Origin of the sequence: Bifidobacterium myosotis (assembly GCF_002259745.1) — a bacterium.
GTDB lineage: Bacteria > Actinomycetota > Actinomycetes > Actinomycetales > Bifidobacteriaceae > Bifidobacterium > Bifidobacterium myosotis.
The window spans coordinates 26,027-43,568 of sequence record NZ_MWWW01000028.1 but is presented as its reverse complement, the minus strand read 5'-3'; the positions used below and the strand labels follow the sequence as shown (position 1 = coordinate 43,568).

At 64.9% G+C, this 17,542-nt stretch carries 13 protein-coding genes; 1 reads left to right on the top strand and 12 read right to left on the bottom strand.

Going from position 1 to position 17,542, the window contains the following annotated elements:
• Nucleotides 1-29: 29 nt before the first annotated feature.
• A complete protein-coding gene (locus BMYO_RS10190; RefSeq protein WP_169834136.1) occupies nt 30-1,940 on the bottom strand; it encodes an ABC transporter ATP-binding protein in 1,911 nt (636 codons plus the stop codon).
• Nucleotides 1,940-3,811: an ABC transporter ATP-binding protein gene (locus BMYO_RS10185; RefSeq protein ID WP_233428258.1), complete on the bottom strand. Its 1,872-nt coding sequence runs from the start codon at nt 3,809-3,811 to the stop codon at nt 1,940-1,942. The genes BMYO_RS10190 and BMYO_RS10185 overlap by 1 nt, the downstream gene beginning before the upstream one ends.
• Nucleotides 3,812-4,035: 224 nt before the next feature.
• Between BMYO_RS10185 and BMYO_RS10180 the strand changes: the two genes are divergently transcribed.
• The gene (locus BMYO_RS10180) at nt 4,036-4,959 is read left to right on the top strand and encodes a LysR family transcriptional regulator (protein WP_094668356.1); all 924 of its coding nucleotides are present in this window, start codon (nt 4,036-4,038) and stop codon (nt 4,957-4,959) included.
• Between the two features lie 335 nt (nt 4,960-5,294).
• Here BMYO_RS10180 and BMYO_RS10175 read toward each other — a convergent pair whose 3' ends face one another.
• The 10 genes from BMYO_RS10175 to BMYO_RS10130 all read right to left on the bottom strand — a co-directional run bounded on the left by BMYO_RS10175 (nt 5,295) and on the right by BMYO_RS10130 (nt 17,535).
• Complete coding sequence (locus BMYO_RS10175; protein WP_094668355.1) at nt 5,295-6,311, bottom strand: hypothetical protein; 1,017 nt, start codon at nt 6,309-6,311, stop codon at nt 5,295-5,297.
• The gene (locus BMYO_RS10170) at nt 6,308-7,153 is read right to left on the bottom strand and encodes a hypothetical protein (protein ID WP_094668354.1); all 846 of its coding nucleotides are present in this window, start codon (nt 7,151-7,153) and stop codon (nt 6,308-6,310) included. The genes BMYO_RS10175 and BMYO_RS10170 overlap by 4 nt, the downstream gene beginning before the upstream one ends.
• Before the next feature lie 238 nt (nt 7,154-7,391).
• Nucleotides 7,392-8,087: an orotate phosphoribosyltransferase gene (gene pyrE, locus BMYO_RS10165; protein ID WP_094668353.1), complete on the bottom strand. Its 696-nt coding sequence runs from the start codon at nt 8,085-8,087 to the stop codon at nt 7,392-7,394.
• Nucleotides 8,088-8,175: 88 nt separating this feature from the next.
• Nucleotides 8,176-9,153, bottom strand: a complete 978-nt coding sequence (locus BMYO_RS10160; RefSeq protein ID WP_169834135.1) for a dihydroorotate dehydrogenase — start codon at nt 9,151-9,153, stop codon at nt 8,176-8,178.
• Nucleotides 9,141-9,968 carry a dihydroorotate dehydrogenase electron transfer subunit gene (locus tag BMYO_RS10155; protein ID WP_094668351.1) on the bottom strand — a complete coding sequence of 276 codons (828 nt, stop codon included), beginning with the start codon at nt 9,966-9,968 and terminating at the stop codon, nt 9,141-9,143. Before BMYO_RS10155 ends, BMYO_RS10160 begins: the two co-directional genes overlap by 13 nt.
• Before the next feature lie 134 nt (nt 9,969-10,102).
• Nucleotides 10,103-11,116 (bottom strand): orotidine-5'-phosphate decarboxylase, encoded by a 1,014-nt coding sequence (gene pyrF / locus BMYO_RS10150; protein WP_094668350.1) that lies wholly within the window; start codon nt 11,114-11,116, stop codon nt 10,103-10,105.
• An 86-nt stretch (nt 11,117-11,202) separates the two neighbouring features.
• The gene (locus tag BMYO_RS10145) at nt 11,203-12,669 is read right to left on the bottom strand and encodes a dihydroorotase (protein ID WP_094668349.1); all 1,467 of its coding nucleotides are present in this window, start codon (nt 12,667-12,669) and stop codon (nt 11,203-11,205) included.
• A complete protein-coding gene (locus tag BMYO_RS10140) occupies nt 12,666-13,085 on the bottom strand; it encodes an aspartate carbamoyltransferase regulatory subunit (protein ID WP_094668348.1) in 420 nt (139 codons plus the stop codon). Before BMYO_RS10140 ends, BMYO_RS10145 begins: the two co-directional genes overlap by 4 nt.
• Nucleotides 13,085-14,047 (bottom strand): aspartate carbamoyltransferase, encoded by a 963-nt coding sequence (pyrB, locus tag BMYO_RS10135; RefSeq protein ID WP_094668347.1) that lies wholly within the window; start codon nt 14,045-14,047, stop codon nt 13,085-13,087. Before pyrB ends, BMYO_RS10140 begins: the two co-directional genes overlap by 1 nt.
• A gap of 254 nt (nt 14,048-14,301) precedes the next feature.
• On the bottom strand, nt 14,302-17,535 hold the full coding sequence (locus tag BMYO_RS10130; RefSeq protein ID WP_094668346.1) for a bifunctional [glutamine synthetase] adenylyltransferase/[glutamine synthetase]-adenylyl-L-tyrosine phosphorylase: 3,234 nt from the start codon (nt 17,533-17,535) through the stop codon (nt 14,302-14,304).
• Nucleotides 17,536-17,542: the final 7 nt, after the last annotated feature.

Below are 17,542 nucleotides of genomic sequence, written 5' to 3'. Positions count from 1 at the left end.
GGCCGTGTCTACCGGCACGGCCCTTCCCCTCACCCCTTGAGCCCGGTGTACAGCGTGTAGTACCGCCCCTTCAAGGCGATGAGCTCGTCATGGGTGCCGCGCTCGATGATGCGCCCGGACTCGATGACCATGATGCAGTCGGCGTTGCGGATCGTCGAAAGGCGATGCGCGATAACGAACGTGGTGCGCCCCTTCATCAGCTCGTCCATGCCATGCTGGACCAGCGATTCGGTTCGGGTGTCGATTGACGAGGTCGCCTCGTCGAGGATCAGCGCGGGCGGATCGGCGACCGCGGCGCGCGCGATGGCGAGCAGCTGCCGCTGCCCCTGGCTCAGGGCCGCGCCATCGGCCGCAAGCTGCGTCTCATAGCCGTCGGGCAGCTTGGCGATGAAGGTGTCGGCGTTGGCGAGGCGCGCGGCGGCCTTCACCTCCTCGTCGGTGGCGTCAAGCCGTCCGAAGCGGATGTTGTCCATGATCGACCCGGAGAACAGGTGCGTATCCTGCAACACCATGCCCAGCGACCGGCGCAGATCGCCCTTGCGCATGTTCCGGATGTCGATGCCGTCGTAGGTGATCGAACCGGAGTCGATGTCGTAGAAGCGGGTGATGAGGTTGGTAATCGTCGTCTTGCCGGCGCCGGTCGAACCGACGAGCGCGATCTTCTGGCCGGGCTTGGCGAACATCGTCATGTCGTGGAGCACTTCCTTGCCCTTCACGTAGCTGAAGTTCACATGGTCGAGCCGGATATCGCCGCGCATCGGCGTGATATGCCCGTCGGACGGGTCCTTCCACCCCCAGTCGTCGGTGCGTTCCTGCGATTCGACCGTCCGTCCGGAGTCGTCGCGCGTGACGTTGACGAGCGTGACGCGGCCGTCGTCGCCCTCGGGCCGCTCGTCGAGCAGCGCGAAGACGCGCTCGGCGCCGGCCAGCGCCATGACGATGGAGTTGAGCTGCTGGGAGACCTGGGAGATCGGCATCGTGAAGCTCTTGACGAACGTCAGGAAGCTCACGAGCGCGCCCAGCGTGAGTCCCGTGGCACCGGTCATCGCGAGCGCCCCGCCGATGAGCGCGCACATCACATAGCCGATGTAGCCGAGCTGGTTGTTGATGGGCCCCAAGTATCCGGCGAACTTGTTCGCCTTGTTGGAGGCGTCGTACAGCTTCTCGTTGACTTCGCGGAAGTCGCGTTTGGCGGCCTCCTCGTGCGTGAACACCTTGACGACCTTCTGCCCGCTCATCATCTCCTCGACGAAGCCGTTGAGCTTGCCGACCGATTTCTGCTGCTGCGAGAAATGCGCGCCTGAGCGGCCGGTGAGCACCTTGGTGAGCAGCACCATGACCGCGGCGATGACGAGCATCACACCGGTCAGCGGCACGCTCAGGTAGATCATCGAGACCAGCACCATGGCGAGCTGAAGCACCGAGGTGAGGATCTGCGGGATGGACTGGGAGACCATCTGGCGCAACGTGTCGATGTCGTTGGTGTACAGGCTCATCACGTCGCCACGCGAGTTGGTGTCGGAATAGCCCAGCGGCAGCTTCTGCATGTGGCCGAACATGCGGTTGCGCAGCCGGCGCATGAATCCCTGGGTGACGAACGCCATGAGCACGGATTGCACCGCCGTCGCCGCGACGCCTACCGCATACAGGCCCGCGAGGCCGAGGATGGCCCCGAGCAGCGGGCCGAAGTCGCGTTCGGCGGGATTCGCGTGGACGAGCGGCATGATGTAGTCGTCGATGAGCCGTTGGATGAACAGGTTGCCACGCACGTTGGCGAACACGGTGGCGAGGATGCACGCCATGATGAGCGCGTATTGCACGCCGTAGTGCGAGAAGAGGTCGCCCATGAGACGCGTGAACGTGCGCCACGGGTGGCCCATCTTCAGGTAGTCCTTGGCTGCGGCCGCGTTCCTGCCCGCGTTGCCCCTTGGTCCCGGCATCACTTCACCTCCGATTCATTGTGCGATTCATCGTGCGATTCGTCATGGTCGCCCATCGCGGCTTCGTCGAAGTCGCCGCCGCCCTTGGTCTGCAGTTCGACGATGCTCGCGTAGATCTCGTCGCTCGCCACGAGTTCGGCGTGCGTGCCGACGCCGTGGATGCGCCCGTCGTCCATGACGACGATCATGTCGGCGTCCTGCACGCTGGAGACGCGCTGGGCGATGATGATCTTGGTGACCTCGGGCATCTCGGTGGCGAAGGCGCGCCGGATGCGCGCGTCGGTGGCGGTGTCTACCGCGGAGGTGGAGTCGTCGAGGATGAGCACCTTGGGGTGTTTGAGCAGGGCGCGGGCGATGCACAGGCGCTGCCGCTGGCCGCCCGACAGGTTCTGTCCACCCTGTTCGACCACGGTGTCGTAGCCGTCGGGCATCCGGTCGATGAACTCGTCGGCGCATGCGATATGGCAGGCGCGGCGCATGTCCTCGAGCGTCGCGTTCGGGTCGCCCCACTTGAGGTTGGAGGCGATGGTGCCGGAGAACAGCACGTTCTTCTGCAGGACGACGGCGACGTTGTCGCGCAGGGTGTCGAGGTCGTAGTCGCGCACATCGACGCCGCCGACCATGACCTCGCCGCCGGTCACATCGTAGAGGCGAGGGATGAGGTTGACGAGCGACGTCTTGGCCGAGCCGGTGCCGCCGATCACGCCGACGACCGCGCCGGAGGGGATGTGCAGGTCGATGTCGTCGAGCACGCGCTCGCGTCGTCTCGTGCCGGTGATCCTCGAGGCCATGTCGGCGCGACGTTTGGCGGTGGGGTCGTTTTCGGAGAGCGTGACCTCGGGGTAGCTGAAATCGACGTCGTTGAAGTCGATGGCCCCGTCCTTGACGACCATGACGGGATGCTCGGCCACGGGCATGTCGGCCCGTTCGGTGAGCACCTCGGCCACGCGGCGCGCGGAGGCGGACGACATCGTGATCATCACGATGGTCATCGACAGCATCACGAGGCTCATGAGGATGTTCATGCAGTACATGAGCAGGGAGGTCAGGTCGCCGGTAGTGAGGTCGCCCGCGACGATGAGGTTCGCGCCGAACCAGCTGATGAGCAGCATCGAGGCCCAGACGGTGAGCTGGATGACTGGGTTGACGGCGGCGAGGGTCAGTTCGGCCTTCATGAAGATGTCGTAGATGCGCTTGGAGATCGTGCGGAACAGCTCGTTCTGCATGTCGCCGCGGTCGAACGCCTTGACCACGCGGATGGCGGTGATGTTCTCCTCGGTGTTCTCGTTGAGCACGTCGTATTCGGGGAACGCGCGGCGGAAGAAGCGTGCGGCGATGTTCATGAGCACGCCCAGGACGATGCCGAGGAAGATCACGGCGCCGAGGTAGATGAGGGCCATGCGCCCGGAGACGACGAACGCCATGCACATCGCGACGATCAGCGAGCTTGCGGCGCGCGGAACCATCCTCATGATCATCATGAACGCGTTCTGGATGTTCATCACATCCGTGGTCAGGCGCGTGACGAGGCTCGGCGTGGAGAACCGGTCGATGTTGGTGAAGGAGAAGGTCTGGATGTTGTCGTACTGGTCCTGCCTGAGGTTCCTTGCGAAGCCGGCGGCGGCCTTCGAGCCGAACACCGAGCCGAGGCATCCGACCGTCAGGCCGCACAGCACGACCACGAGCATGATAAGGGACGTGCGCACGATGACGCCCATGTCCCCCTTCTCGACGCCGTCGTCGATGAGCGTGGCCATGAGCAGCGGCACGATCATCTCGCATATGACCTCGCCGATCATCACCAGCGGGGTCAGGATGGCATCCCGCCTGAATTCCCCGATGTGCCGCATCAGCACCTTGACGGTTTCCACCCGCTCCACCTTTCGCGTTTCCGTTGTCATCCGCGGCTTTCGGGCCTGTTTCCCCATGCCGCGGATTTCGACATCAACAGGTTAGCAGTCTCCCGGCATTCGGACCGTGTGAGTCGTCGCCATCCGGTATCCCAAAGCCGCTATCTCACAGGACAGACAGGAACATGGAAACAATTGGCTATAACCGCACCCATCGGCTAGTCCCACTGCTATAACCGTTTTTTATGACTCTGCTTCAGCTCAAATACATCGTCAAAATCGTCGAATGCGGCTCGATGAACGAGGCCTCGCATGCCCTGTACGTCTCCCAGCCCGCCCTGAGCTCCTCCGTGAAGGAACTGGAGAACGAGCTCGGCATCGAGATCTTCACCCGCTCCTCGCAGGGCATCGCCCTGACCGTGGACGGCGCGGAGTTCCTCACCTACGCCCGTCAGGTGCTCGACCAGGCCGACCTGCTCGAGGAGCGCTACAAGCATGCCAAGCCGCGCAAGCAGCTGTGCCAGGTCTCCACGCAGCACTACATGTTCGCCGTCGAGGCGTTCGTGGAGATGATCAACTCCATCAAGTCCGACGAGTACGAGTTCACCATCCGCGAGACCCGCACGCGCGACATCATCAACCAGGTCGCCAACATGCTCTCCGAGATCGGCATCATCTACCTGTCCGACTTCAACAAGGACGTGCTCGGCAAGCTCCTGCGCGAGAAGCACCTCGAGTTCCATCCGCTGTTCCGCGCGCCGCTGCATGTGTTCATCTCGCGTGACAACCCGCTGGCCGCCAAGAAGGTCATCACGATGGAGGATTTGAAGCCCTACCCGTTCCTGCAGTACGAGCAGGGCGAGGAGGGGTCGTTCTACTTCTACGAGGAGGCGGTCTGGCCGGAGTACTCCCCCAAGCAGATCAACGTGACCGACCGCGCCACGATCCTCAACTTCATCATCGGTCTCAACGGCTACACGGTGTGCACCGGCATCGACAACGGCGACCTCAATAACGAGAAGATCGTGACGGTCCCGCTCGATTCCGATGAGACGATGCTCGTGGGCTGGATCACCAACGAGCGCGCCAAGCTGTCCAAGGCCGCCGAGACCTATCTCACCAAGCTCAAGTCCGTGGTGGCCTCCCACGGCTACAAGCTCATCGACTGACGCACCGACCGGACGACATCCACACGAAGGCGGTTCTCCTCCCCTGTTCCGGGAGGAGAACCGCCTTCGTCGTATACGCCAGCCGTAATCCGCGCTATCGGACCTCCCACGGACTGTAAGTACGCGGCTCGACGAACCAGCCGCATACTTACAGTCCGTTCCGGGCCCCAAACCGACTGTATGTACGCGGCACCCTCGTTGAGCCGCATACTTACCGTCGCTCCAGGGTCGCAAACGGACTGTATGTACGCGGCATCCCCGTCAGAACGCGTACTTACCGTCCGTTCCCTCTATCCGGATGGGCTCATCGCCTATCTGGACGGGATGCCAATGGCTCAGAGCTGCTTGCTCATGACGTCGGCACCGTAGCGGCCGTAGTCGCTGCTGCCGTCAGTGGCGGTCACGCTCCAGTACGTGGGGGTCACCTTCAGGCCGCGCGGATCGAATTCGTCGAATAGCTTGATCTGGCAATCGGCGTTGGGCTCGCAAGTGGTCTCGCTTTCCCCAAGCGCGTATCCCGAATGGACCACGTTGCCATCGGCATCCGTGGCCTGCACGTAGACCTCGAAGAACGAATACGTCTTGTCGGTATTGTTGTGCACTGTCATCGGCGTTTCGAAGAAGATGTACGACTGCGACGTGTCGCCGATCGCGATCACGGTTAGGACCGGGGATTTGCTCTCCCGCTGTGCCTGCTGGACCTCCTCCACGATCTTGCCGTACTTCTCGCGGTCCTTCTTGGCCTGGTCGATGGCGTCGTTGGCTTCCTTGATCTGTTTCTCGCGGTTGGCGACGTCCTGCTTGGACTCCATCAGGTCCACGTTGGCCCACTTGAGCTTCTGACTGGCCTGCTGGTACTGTGGCGTGTCCGCGACCACCACGGACTGCCCGCCGAGCCGGTAACCGGTCGAGCCGGCCCACATCAGCACACCCACGCAAACCAAGGTCGCCGCCGCTTTGGCGACCCCCGCAAGCGGTCCTTTGACGATGTCCCAACGCGCGCGGTCGGCATCGCTGGCGTTGCCTGCGGACACCCGCGACGCGGCCCGTCCGGTCTGTCCCAGCCATGTGAACGCCTTGTCCAGAATCGAGAACACCCGATCGCCCACGGTCATGGTCTCATTCGTGGGCACCTTGGCGGTCACCGGCCCGCGATGATGCAGTTGATTGGATTCCTCTCCATGCGTTTTCGTCTCACGCAATCCCTTTTCGGAGGACGTCGCCGAAGGTGACCCCGATTCCGACCCCGCGGCCCTAGCTGCATCGGAAGCCACGGCAGGACCCTTGATGCCATGCCGTTCGTCATACTGCTCGTTGCCCAGCTTGTCGTGTTCGTGCTGTTCGTCACTCATGAAATCACCGCCGTCTTGACGTCCTTGCCGAATTCGTGGCTTTCCGTCGTGGTACCGTCGGAACCGCCGCTGCCGCTCGTGTCGGGGATGGTCAGATAGTATCCGGTGGGTTTCAGCGTGGCCCCGGAAAAGCCCGTGTCCTGAATCGTGCCTTTGCACACCGCGGTCTTGCCGGGATAGAGCACGATGTTGCTCGCATACGCCGAAGCGTCGCTTTTCAGCACGGTCCCGTCCTGTCCCACGATATCGATGCGCAGACTGATGCTGTAGACCACATGACCCGAGTTGTTACGCACGGTGATCTGCGGATAGTAGTACTTATCCGCACCGCTCGCAGTCCCGTACTGCTGGTAGAACGTGTCCGGCCTCTCGCTGATCGATTCGATGGTCAGCGGCTCGGCCCCGGCGGCCGTGTTGCCACCGAGTTCGCCGAAGACCTTCTTATTGTCCTCGACTTCCTTTTGGGCCTTGGCGGCCTGCTTGCGCAAATCGTTGCGCTGTTCGGTCAGCTCCTCGGTCTTCTTGCGATTGTCGGCCACCTGCTCCTCGACCTTGGCGGCCTTGGCCTCCACGTCGAGATAGCCCTGGCTTTTCGTCGGATCCTCGGTGAACCGGCCGACCGCGAACGCTGCGACGAACACGACTACGGCGACGAGCACCACCGCGATGATTGTGCGAATGGCGATGCCACGTCCGATAGCTTTGTTTGCCGAGGAATCGTCATTCCCCGGTCCGATGCCGATGTCTCCGCCGGCCCTGGCATCGCCGTTCTTTCCGGATTGTGTCTTCTTCGGCGCCGCTCCCCCATCAAACGGCACCTGCCCCTGCGCATCATCTCTCATACTTCCACTGTATTGATGAAGGCCCCGGTGCGCAGGCTATGTCACCGAAAGTTCATCTTCACGGTCGGATGGTTGCGGGATCGATGGAACCGAATCGGGGCAAGCGCTTCTTCGCGGCCCCGATGGACGCCGATGAAAAAACGCCCCCATCGAGGGGGCGCTTGGCGGGTCTGTGTGAAAGAAACCGTGCGAGGAACCGCACAAGGAATCAAGCAGCGGCCCCGGTAATCCGCCGCCGTCAGGCGCCGTACTGCTCGAGATAGGCCTCGGCACGCTGCTTGAGCTCGTGGCTGAGCAACGGGGTGCCGTCGGCGTTCTTCATCTTGGCGGCGGCGTCGAAGATCTCGCGCACGTTGGCGATGGCGAGCACCGGGAAGCCGAATTCAGCCTCCACGGCCTTGACGGCGGAGACGTCGGAATCCTTGGTCTTCTCCATGCGGTCCACGGAAAGCACGAGGCCAACGACCTCCACGTCCGCTTCGGCCTTGAGCTTCGGGATCACCTCGCGCACGGCGGTGCCGGCGGTCATCACGTCGTCCACGAGCAGCACCTTCATGCCGTCCTTGAGCGGGGTGCCGACCATCCAGCCGCCGTCGCCATGGTCCTTCTTCTCCTTGCGGTCGAAGGTGTAGCCCACGGTCATGTTATGGCGGGCGGTCAACGCGATCGAGGTGGAAACGGCCAGCGGGATGCCCTTGTAGGCCGGGCCGAACACGGTGTCGATGTCGCGCGGGATGGTGTTGTGCACGATCGCCTGGCTGATCTTCTCGGCGTAGAACGCGCCGAGCGCGGCGATCTTCTTGCCGTCGTCGAACGCGCCTGCGTTGATGAAGTACGGGCTCTGACGGCCCGACTTCAGCGTGAAATCGCCGAATTTCAGCGCGTTGGATTCCAGCAGGAATTCGGTGAAGCGGTGTGCGAGCGTTTCTGCCATAGTGACTACCTCCAAGTCTTGTATCCGGCTGCCCTCAGACGGCTTCGCCTCCGGTTCCCCCGTAAGCAGGGAACCGGAGGCGTGCCGGTTACCTCCAAGTTTTGCCTGCGGCCAGTTTAGCAGCGAGTTCGGGACGGCTGTCCAGCAAATCGTCCAGTTCGCGGGCGATGCGCAGCGGCGCCACCGGGTCGAAGAGCGCGGCCGCACCCACCTCCACGGCGTTCGCGCCGGCGTACAGGTATTCCAGCGCCTTCTCGCCGGAGTCGATGCCGCCGATGCCGATGATCGGGATCTCCGGCAGCGCGGTGCGCGTGCGGTAAACCGCCGCGATGCCAATCGGCAGGACGGCCGGACCGGAGACGCCGCCGGTCTTGTTGGCAATGATCGGCTCGCCGGTGCGGATGTCAAGGCGCATGCCCAGCACGGTATTGATCATGCTCAGAGCGTCCGCACCGTGTTCGACCGCGGCGCGCGCCGGCACGGTGATGTCGGTGACGTTCGGCGTGAGCTTGACGACCATCGGCTTATCGGTCATCGGGCGCAGCTTGTCCATCAGCGCGGCGAGGGCCACCGGGTCGGTGCCCACGCTCATGCCGCCGTGCGTGACGTTCGGGCAGCTCACGTTGATTTCAAGCATGTCCGCGTCGGAATCGGCGAGCTTGGCCACCACCTGCATATAGTCGTCGTCACAGTGACCGGCCACGTTGGCCACGACCAGAGCGCCCGCCTGTTTGAGCGCCGGCAGGTCGTGCGCGAGGTAATGGTCCACACCGGGGTTCTGCAGACCCACCGCGTTGAGGTTCGAGGCCGGACCTTCGGCGGTGCGCGGTCCGGGGTTGCCTTCCCACGGCACCGGCGAGCAGCCCTTCGTGCCCACGGCGCCGAGCTGGCTCACGTCATAGAACCAGCGGACGGCGGCGTACTGGAACGTGCCGGAGGCGGTGCCCACCGGATTCTTCCATTCGATGCCGGCCACCTTGGTGGGGTGCTTCCACTCATGTGCCTCGTAGATGTTGATGTGACGGTCGTTGACGTTCCGGTTCGCGCACATGGTCACTCCCCCCATCCAAGCTGTTCGCGGGTGAACACCGGGCCGTCCGAGCAGACCTTGAGTCGGCCGTCCACGGTATCGACGGTGCACAGCACGCAGGTGCCGTAGCCGCAGCCCATGCGCTGTTCCATGCTGAGCTGGGCCGGAATGTCGCGTTCGGCGGCCCACTCGGCCACGGCCTTCATCATCGGCAGCGGACCGCAGCTGAGGATGATCGGCTTGCGGTCGAACGCCTTGAGGGCATCGCCCTGTTCGAGCCGGTTGAGCAGGTCCACCACGTTGCCTTCGGCGTTGTCGATGCTCCACGACCAGTCGGCGTAGCGGGAGACGTATTCCTCGGCGAAATGCTCATCGCGGTAGCCGAAGACGGCGGTGGCGAAGGAGGCGTCGTTTTCGGCGAGCTTCTGCGCGGCGTAGATGAGCGGGGGCACGCCGAGGCCGCCGCCCACGAGAATGTAGTTGGCGTCCTGTTTCAGGTCGAAGCCGCGGCCGAGGGGGCCGAGCACGTCCACGCCGTCGCCGGCCTCGAGCTCGGCGAGCTGTTCGGTGCCGTGGCCGATGACGGCGAAGATCACGCTGACCTCGTCGTCTTCGACCTCGCTGACGCCGAACGGGCGGGGCATGAGCATGAAGTCGTCGTGGGTGAACAGGTTGACGAACTGGGCGGGCTTGGCGTGGGAGGCGATGAACGGGTCACGGAAGGTGAGCCGCACCACATGGTCGGCGAGCTCGCGCACGTCGGTGACCTCGACGGTGTGCCGGGGCGGGAAGTAGCCCGCGGCCTGCGCCTCCGCCACCACGTCGTAGGTGGATGTGAATGATGATGTCATTGGTGTTGTGCTGTCCTTAGTCAAGGTTCGTATGCAGAGGATACGTCTGCGGCTGACGATGAACGATGAACGGTCGATGCCGACCGATCGATGCCGGACGCCCTGCCCCATGACCGGCTTCCGGCACCGGCGAATCACCGGTAGACGGCCACGCGCAGCGCGTCGCGCATGTCGAGCGCGGCCTGACGCGCGCTTTCGGCCACGAGGTCGAGCGCGTCGTCGGCGCTCATGGATGCGTCGTACTTGCCGCTCTTCCTCCACGCGCCGATGATGCCGCGCGAGGAGTTGACGATCGCGCCACCGCCCCGCTCGTCGAACATGCCGGCCACATCCTGCACGGTGCCACCCTGGGCGCCGTAGCCGGGCACCAGGAAGAACGTATGCGGCATGCGGGCGCGCAGCGCACGGCCCTCCTCGGGATGGGTGGCGCCCACCACGGCTCCCACGCGGGAGTAGCCGTGCCGGCCGCGGGTTTCGGCGCCCCAGCCCTCCACGAGGTCGGCCACATGTTCGTAGACCTTCGTACCGTCGGCCAGATCGAGCATCTGCAGCTCGCTGGAGGACGGGTTGGAGGTGCGCACGAGCACGAAGATATCCTTGTCAGCGGCGGTCGCGGCTTCGACGAACGGGGTGATGCCGTCGGTGCCGAGGTACGGGTTGACGGTCACGGCGTCCTCGTGCCACGGGTCGAAGACGACGGATTCGCCGTTATCGGCGGCATCGTCGCCGGTCGCGGCATCCACGCCCGCGCCGGTGCCCACGCCGCTGAGATGATGCGCGTAGGCGGCAGCGGTGGAGCCGATGTCGCCGCGCTTGACGTCGCCGAGCACGTACAGTCCCTGCTGGGCCGCGTATTCGCAGGTCATCGTGTACACGTCCACGCCGGCGGGACCCAGCGCCTCGTACATGGCGATCTGCGGCTTGACCGCGGGCACGATATCGGCCACGGCGTCGATGATGGTGCGGTTGAACTCGAAATACGCCACCGCCAGTTGCGCGGCGGGCAGTTCCTCGGGGGTCTCGACCGAATCGCGCACCTCGTCGGCGAAGCTCGCTACCACCTGCGGCGGCACCAGCGCCTCGGTGGGGTCGAGGCCGACGACGGACGGGTTCTGTGTGTTCTCGATGGCTTCGATAAGACGGTCCATTGAAGTCCTTCTCTACTTGTGGGGTGCTCCTGTGGAGGGGAGCCAGTCAGCGGAGCGCGACTGAGGGGAGCCGCAAGACAGGTTGCCTACATGCGGCTGAACATGAACTGCGAGCCGATGATGGTGGCGAGCGGCCGACCGGTCACCTGCCATCCGCTGAACGGGGTGTTGCGGGCCTTGGAGTGGAATTGCTCGGGGTCCACGGTCCAGGCCTGATCGGTGGCGAGCACCGCCAGATCCACGTTGGCGGCGTCCTCCACGCGGCTCAGATCGAGCAGACGGTTCACGCCCTCTGAATCGTCGCCGGTGGGCGCGGGCTCGGCGTAGCCCTCGACGAGGGCGGCGATGTCCGTGGGCTCGTGGCCCAGCAGGCGCATCGGTTCGACGGCCATGAGCTCGATGAGCCGCTCGTCGGAGATGTGGCCGCCGTCCACCAGCACCTTGTGGCACACGCCGTACGCGCATTCGAGTCCGATGATGCCGTTGGGCGATTCAAGGAAGCCCAACGCCTTCTCCTCCATCGTGTGCGGGGCGTGGTCGGTGGCGAGTAGGTCCACCGTGCCGTCCTCGATGGCCGCGATGGTGGCCTTGCGGTCGGCCTCGGAGCGCAGCGGCGGGTTCATCTTGGCGAGCGTACCGTATTCGAGCAGCGCCTCGTCGCTCAGCGCCAGATAGTGCGGCGCGGTCTCGCAGGTGATCGGCAGGCCTTCGGCCTTGGCGGCGCGAATCGCCTCGAACGAGATCGCCGTGCTCACGTGCTGGAAGTGCACGTGGACGCCGGTGCGACGGGCGGCCTCGATGTCACGCGCCACGATCTTCAGCTCGGTGTCCTCCGGAATGCCGGGCACGCCGAGCTTGCGGGAGACCGGGCCGTCGTTCACCGCGCCAGTGTCGTGGTGCTCGCAATGCTCGATGAGGTACAGGTCGGACGCCTTGGCGTTGGCCAGCACTTGGTCGAGAATCGGCTCGGGCACGGCGGAACCGTCATCGCTGATCGCGGTGACGGGATGCGCGTTCATCGCCTCGGTCTTGGCGTCATCCTCAAATCCGGGCACGTACCTGAGCCAGTCGGCGGTGTCGCTGGCCTCGCGTCCGGCGCGGTCCTTGGATGCGCACACGCACAGGTCGTAACGGACCGGCAGCTTCACATCATGGGTGCGATCGTACTGCTGCAGGAAGTCGATGACGTTGGTCGCGCCGGCGTCCAGCACCTCGCGCGCACCGGGCTTGCCGGCCTCGGCGTCGAGCGCGGTGACGGTCTGGCCGTCGAGCGCGGGCAGCGTGTTCGGCATGATGAGCACGGTGGTGTATCCACCGGATGCCGAGGCGCGGCAACCGGAGACCATCGACTCCTTGTAGGTCTGGCCCGGGTCGCGGAAATGCACATGCGGGTCGGCAAAGCCGGGGGCCAGCGTCAGACCGGTGGCGTCGATGTCTGCGCCGTCACGGACGGTATCGGTGTCGGCGAAGTAGGCGTCGGCGAGGCCCGGCACCGTGAGGTCGATGATCTCGCCGGTGTTCCAGACCCTGATGTTGCGTAGTGTGATGCTCACAGTTTGGCTTCCTCATCGCAGTAGTCGCAGCGGTATTCGAGACGTTCGGAGTGCACGAGATGGAACATCTGCTTGATGCCGGGCTCGGTGGTGGTCACACAGCGCGGATTGACGCACTTGATGACGCCGACGATGTGCTCGGGCAGGTTCGGCTGCTTCTTCTCCACGATCGTGCCGCCGCGCACCACGTCCACAGTGGCCTGACGGGCCACGAAGCCGAGCACGTCGAGGTCGATGTCCTTGTCGTCCTCGATCTTGATGATGTCCTTCGAACCGTAGCGCTTGGACGTGGTGTTCATGATGAGCGCGAGCTTGGTCTTGGACGGGTCGATCTTCAGGTATTCGAGCACCTTGAGCGAGGTGCCTGCCGGCACATGGTCGATGATGATGCCGTTGACGATGCTGGTGACTTCCATCAGGCGCGTACCTCCTTGGATTCGAGCGGTTCGTAGCCGGGCAGGTCGTCGCCCACCACGGAGCTTTCAAGGGCCATGCGCATGAGCATGCCGTTCTTGACCTGTTCGAAGTAGGCGGCGCGCGGGTCGTCGTCCACCTCCACGGCGATCTCGTTGACGCGCGGCAGCGGGTGGAGCACGGCCATGTCCGGCTTGGCGAGGGAGAGCTTGTCCTCGTCGAGGATGTACGTGTCGCGCAGGCGCAGGTAGTCGTCCTCGTTGAAGAAGCGCTCCTTCTGCACGCGGGTCATGTACAGCACGTCGAGGTCGCCGATCACGGAGGCCAGGTCGCGCACCTCCACGTAGGAGCAGCTCGGCGTGGCGTTGATGCGGTCGATCACGTACTGCGGGGTCTTGAGCTCGTCCGGGCTGATGAGGATGAACCGCACGTTGCCGAAGCGGCACAGGGTCTCGATCAGGGAGTGCACGGTGCGGCCGAACATGAGGTCGCCGCACAGGCCCACGGTCAGGTCGTTGACGCGGCCGAAGCGCGACTGCAGCGTGGCGAGGTCGGCCAGCGTCTGCGTGGGGTGCATGTGGCCGCCGTCGCCGGCGTTGATGACCGGCACGGAGGCGGCGCGGGAGGCCACCAGCGCGGCACCCTCCTTCGGGTGGCGGATGGCGACGACGTCCACGTAGTTGGACACGGTCTTGAGCGTATCGGCGATGGACTCGCCCTTGGTGACGGATGCCAACTGCGCTCCGGCGAAGCCGATGACCTTGCCGCCGAGACGCAGCATCGCGGTCTCGAAGCTCAGGCGCGTGCGCGTGGAGGGCTCGTAGAAGAGCGTGGCCAGCACCCTGCCCTCGCAGGTGTGCGATACCTCCTTGCGATGCGCGTCGATGTACTGCGCCTTGTGCAGCAAATCCCGAATCTGTGCAATGGAGAGATCATCAAGCGAGATGACGCTTTTACCGATCATCGGCGTCTCCGCCGGCTCTTGTGGAGTTGACACGGCTCACCTTTCGTGCGTGAAGCGGATAAGGTGGCCACTAACGTGACCTCTCCGACTATAGACCATTTCCACGACGCGCGCCGCACTCCCCCGCCACCCGCGCGTCACCTCGCGTTCATGTTGCAAGTAGCGTTGGCATGGCTGGCATCCTGCACCAGAAGTTCGTTGATTATATTTTTGGCTCCCCTTGAATATAATCAACGAACTTCCGACGCGGGCCACTACCGCTGGGCGCGGCGACGGTTGGCGGCCAGACGCGGCGCGATGACGTGCATGCGCGGCTTTGCCGGTGCGACCGAACCGATCGGCCCGGCGCCGGCCCGTCCGACGCCCGCCGCGCCGACCTCCTCCTCGATCTGGCCGTAGAAGAGCCGCTGGCACACGTCGCGGCATTTGCGCATGACGCCCAGCAGATCGTTCTCGAAGTGCTGGCCACGATGTGCGCCGTAGCCGAGGTACACGGCGATGCCGCCGAGCGAGTAGATGTCGTCGGGCAGGATGTCGGCCTGATTGGCGCGGCCGGACCACAGGTAGTTGCCGTTGCGGGCCGCGGTGCACAGCGTCCAGGCCTTGCGCAGCTGGATGGCGTCCACCGCGCTGATGAGCTTCTTGGCCTCGAGCACCTCCAGCGCCTCGAGCGTGCCGTTGACGCGCAGGTCGCGGATGTCGCCGGCGTGCTGCAGCTGCAGGAGCTGCACGGTCCATTCCACGTCGGACAGCCCGCCCTTGCCGAGCTTGAGGTGGCGTTCGCGACGCACGCCGCGCGGTAGACGCTCGGCCTCCATGCGCGCCTTGAGCCGGCGGATGTCCTGCACCTCCGTGTCGGTCAGCGGCGTGGTCGGGTAGCGCAGCGGGTCGGCGATGTTGATGAGGAAGTCGCGGGCCAGTTCGGCGTCGCCGGCCGCGTACCGGGCGCGCAGCAGCGCTTGGCGCTCCCATGTGGAGGCCCAGGACTCGTAGTACTCCTCGCAGGAGGCGTAGGAGCGCACGATCGGCCCGTTCTTGCCTTCCGGGCGCAGGTCCAGATCGAGCTCGATCTTGGGTTCGAGCGTGGTGGGGCCCTGCAGGATGTTGCGCAGGTCCTCGACCACCTTCTTGGCGAAGGCGTTGGCCTCGGCGTCCCCGGCGTCGTCAGCGGGCCGGTAGATGAGGATTGCGTCCGCATCGGAGCTGAAGTTCACCTCGCGTCCACCGTACCGGCCCATCGCGATGACGGCGATGCCCGCCGGGGCCCTGTTCACGCCGAATTCGGCGGTCCTGTGGCGGATCGCCCATGTCAGCGAGGCGTCGATGATGGCGTCATAGACGTCGGTCATGGCCTTGAGGCTGGCGTCGTCGGTCATGACGCCGCTCATCCAGGCCAGTCCGATGCGTTCGATCTCGTGACGGCGCATGGCGCGCATGGAGTTGGCGAACTCGTTGATGCTCGTGCCGAACCGCTCCAGCGAGGAGTGGGTCTGCACGTCCAGGGCCTCGCGGGTGCGGGCCTTCAAGTCGTCGTCGTTGCCGAGCCAGCTGATCGATTCGACCGACTTGTTGAGCGCGTCGCCGAGGAACCTCGAGTTGGACAGCACATGGCACAGGCGCTGGGCGGCGGAGGTGGAGTCGCGCAGGAAGCCGAGGTAGCCGGATTCGGTGCCGAAGTTCTCCTCGAGTTTGCGCCAGTTGAGCAGGCCCATGTCCGGGTTCTGGCCTTCGCCGAGCCATTGCAGCACGGCCGGCAAGATGATGCGGTTGATCTTGGCGGCGCGGCCCACGCCGGCGGTGAGGGCCTGTACGTGGCGGATGGCGGCCTGCGGGTCGCCGAATCCGATGGAGGCGAAACGCTCCTGCGCGGCCTCGACGCTCAGGCCAATCTGGTCGTCCTCGAGCTGGGCGTTGACCGGCAGCATCGGACGGTAGTAGATGTCAAGGTGCAGGTGACGCACCTCGCGGCGCACGTCGTCGTACTTTTCGACCAACTCCTCCGGATGCATGCCGAACGCGCGGGCCAGACGGCGCAGCTCGGGGTTGCGGTTGAGCTCGTCCACGTCGATGTCGCGCTTGCGCTCCAGCCCGCCGACCGACGCGCGGCCGAGGTCCGGGAACAGGTGGGTGCGCTTGAGCGACCAGATCTGCTGGCGATGCTCCATCACCCGCTCGAACCGGTAGTCCTGGGACATGCGCACGGCCTGTTTGCGCGAGATGTACCCGCCCTCGGACAGGCGGTGCAGCGATTCGAGCGTGTCGCGTGTGCGCAGCGTCTCATCGGTGCGGCCGTGGACCAATTGCAGCATCTGCACGGTGAATTCCACGTCGCGCAGGCCGCCGCGGCCGAGTTTGATCTCGCGGTCCTTCAGGGGCGCGGGGATGAGGTCCTCGACGCGCTGGCGCATTTTCTGGCAGTCGTAGACGAAGTTCTTGCGCTTGGAGGCGCTCCAGACGAACGGACGGGTCATGTCCATGTACGCCTGGCCGAGCTCGGGGTCGCCCGCCACGGGACGGGCCTTGAGCAGCGCCTGGAACTCCCAGTTCTCCGCCCACTGCTCGTAGTAGGTCTTGTGCGAGTCGAGCACGCGCACCAGCTGGCCGTCCTTGCCTTCGGGGCGCAGTCCCCCGTCGATCTGCCACAGGGGCTGTTCGGCCACGCCCATGATGGCGGACTGGCAGACGCGCTGCAGCGTGGTGCCCATCTTGGTGCCCACGCGGATGAGGGTCTGGTGGTCGATTTCCTTGTCCGCCGGTTCGACCACGTAGATGAGGTCCACGTCGGATACGTAGTTCAGCTCCTGGGCGCCGAGCTTGCCCATGCCGATGACGGTGAAGCGCACATGCTCGCTGCCGTCCACCTCGTGCCGGGCGATGGCCAGCGCGCCTTCGAGGGCCGCGTCCGCGAGGTCCGACAGTTCGCGGCTGATGGTCGGCTGGATGGCGGTGGGGTCGTCGGCGACGGCGTCCTGGGCGATGATGGCCGCCAGCTGGCGACGATAGGCGGCGCGCAGGGCCGTCGCCGCCTCGGCGAGGTCCTTGGAGGCCGTGGGATGGGCGGCGTCGTCGGGATCGGCGCCCACCGCCTTGAGCAAGCGCGCGCGCCGCTGCGCATGGTTAAACAGGTGACTGTTGCATTCGTCGGTGGCCGCCGCGGCGACGAGGTCCGACCTGAAGCGCATGAACTTGCCCAGCGCGTCGGAGACGCCGAGCACGGTGACGAGACGTTTGAGGGCCGCACCATCGGGAATCACCTGTTCGAGGTCACGGCCCGAGGACTGCATGGCGTTGACGATGTCCACGAAATTGCTCAGCGCCACGTCCGGGTCGCCGGCGTGGGCCAGCACGCCCAGCAATTCGGCTCTACGATTGTCGGGGATGTCGTCCGCCTTGAGCTGGTCGAACAGCGAACGTGCCTTGTCGAGATCCTGCAGACCCGCCCTGATGAGGTCCATGGAGCCGGGATTGAACGTCGTCTTGAGTTCCATGGAATTC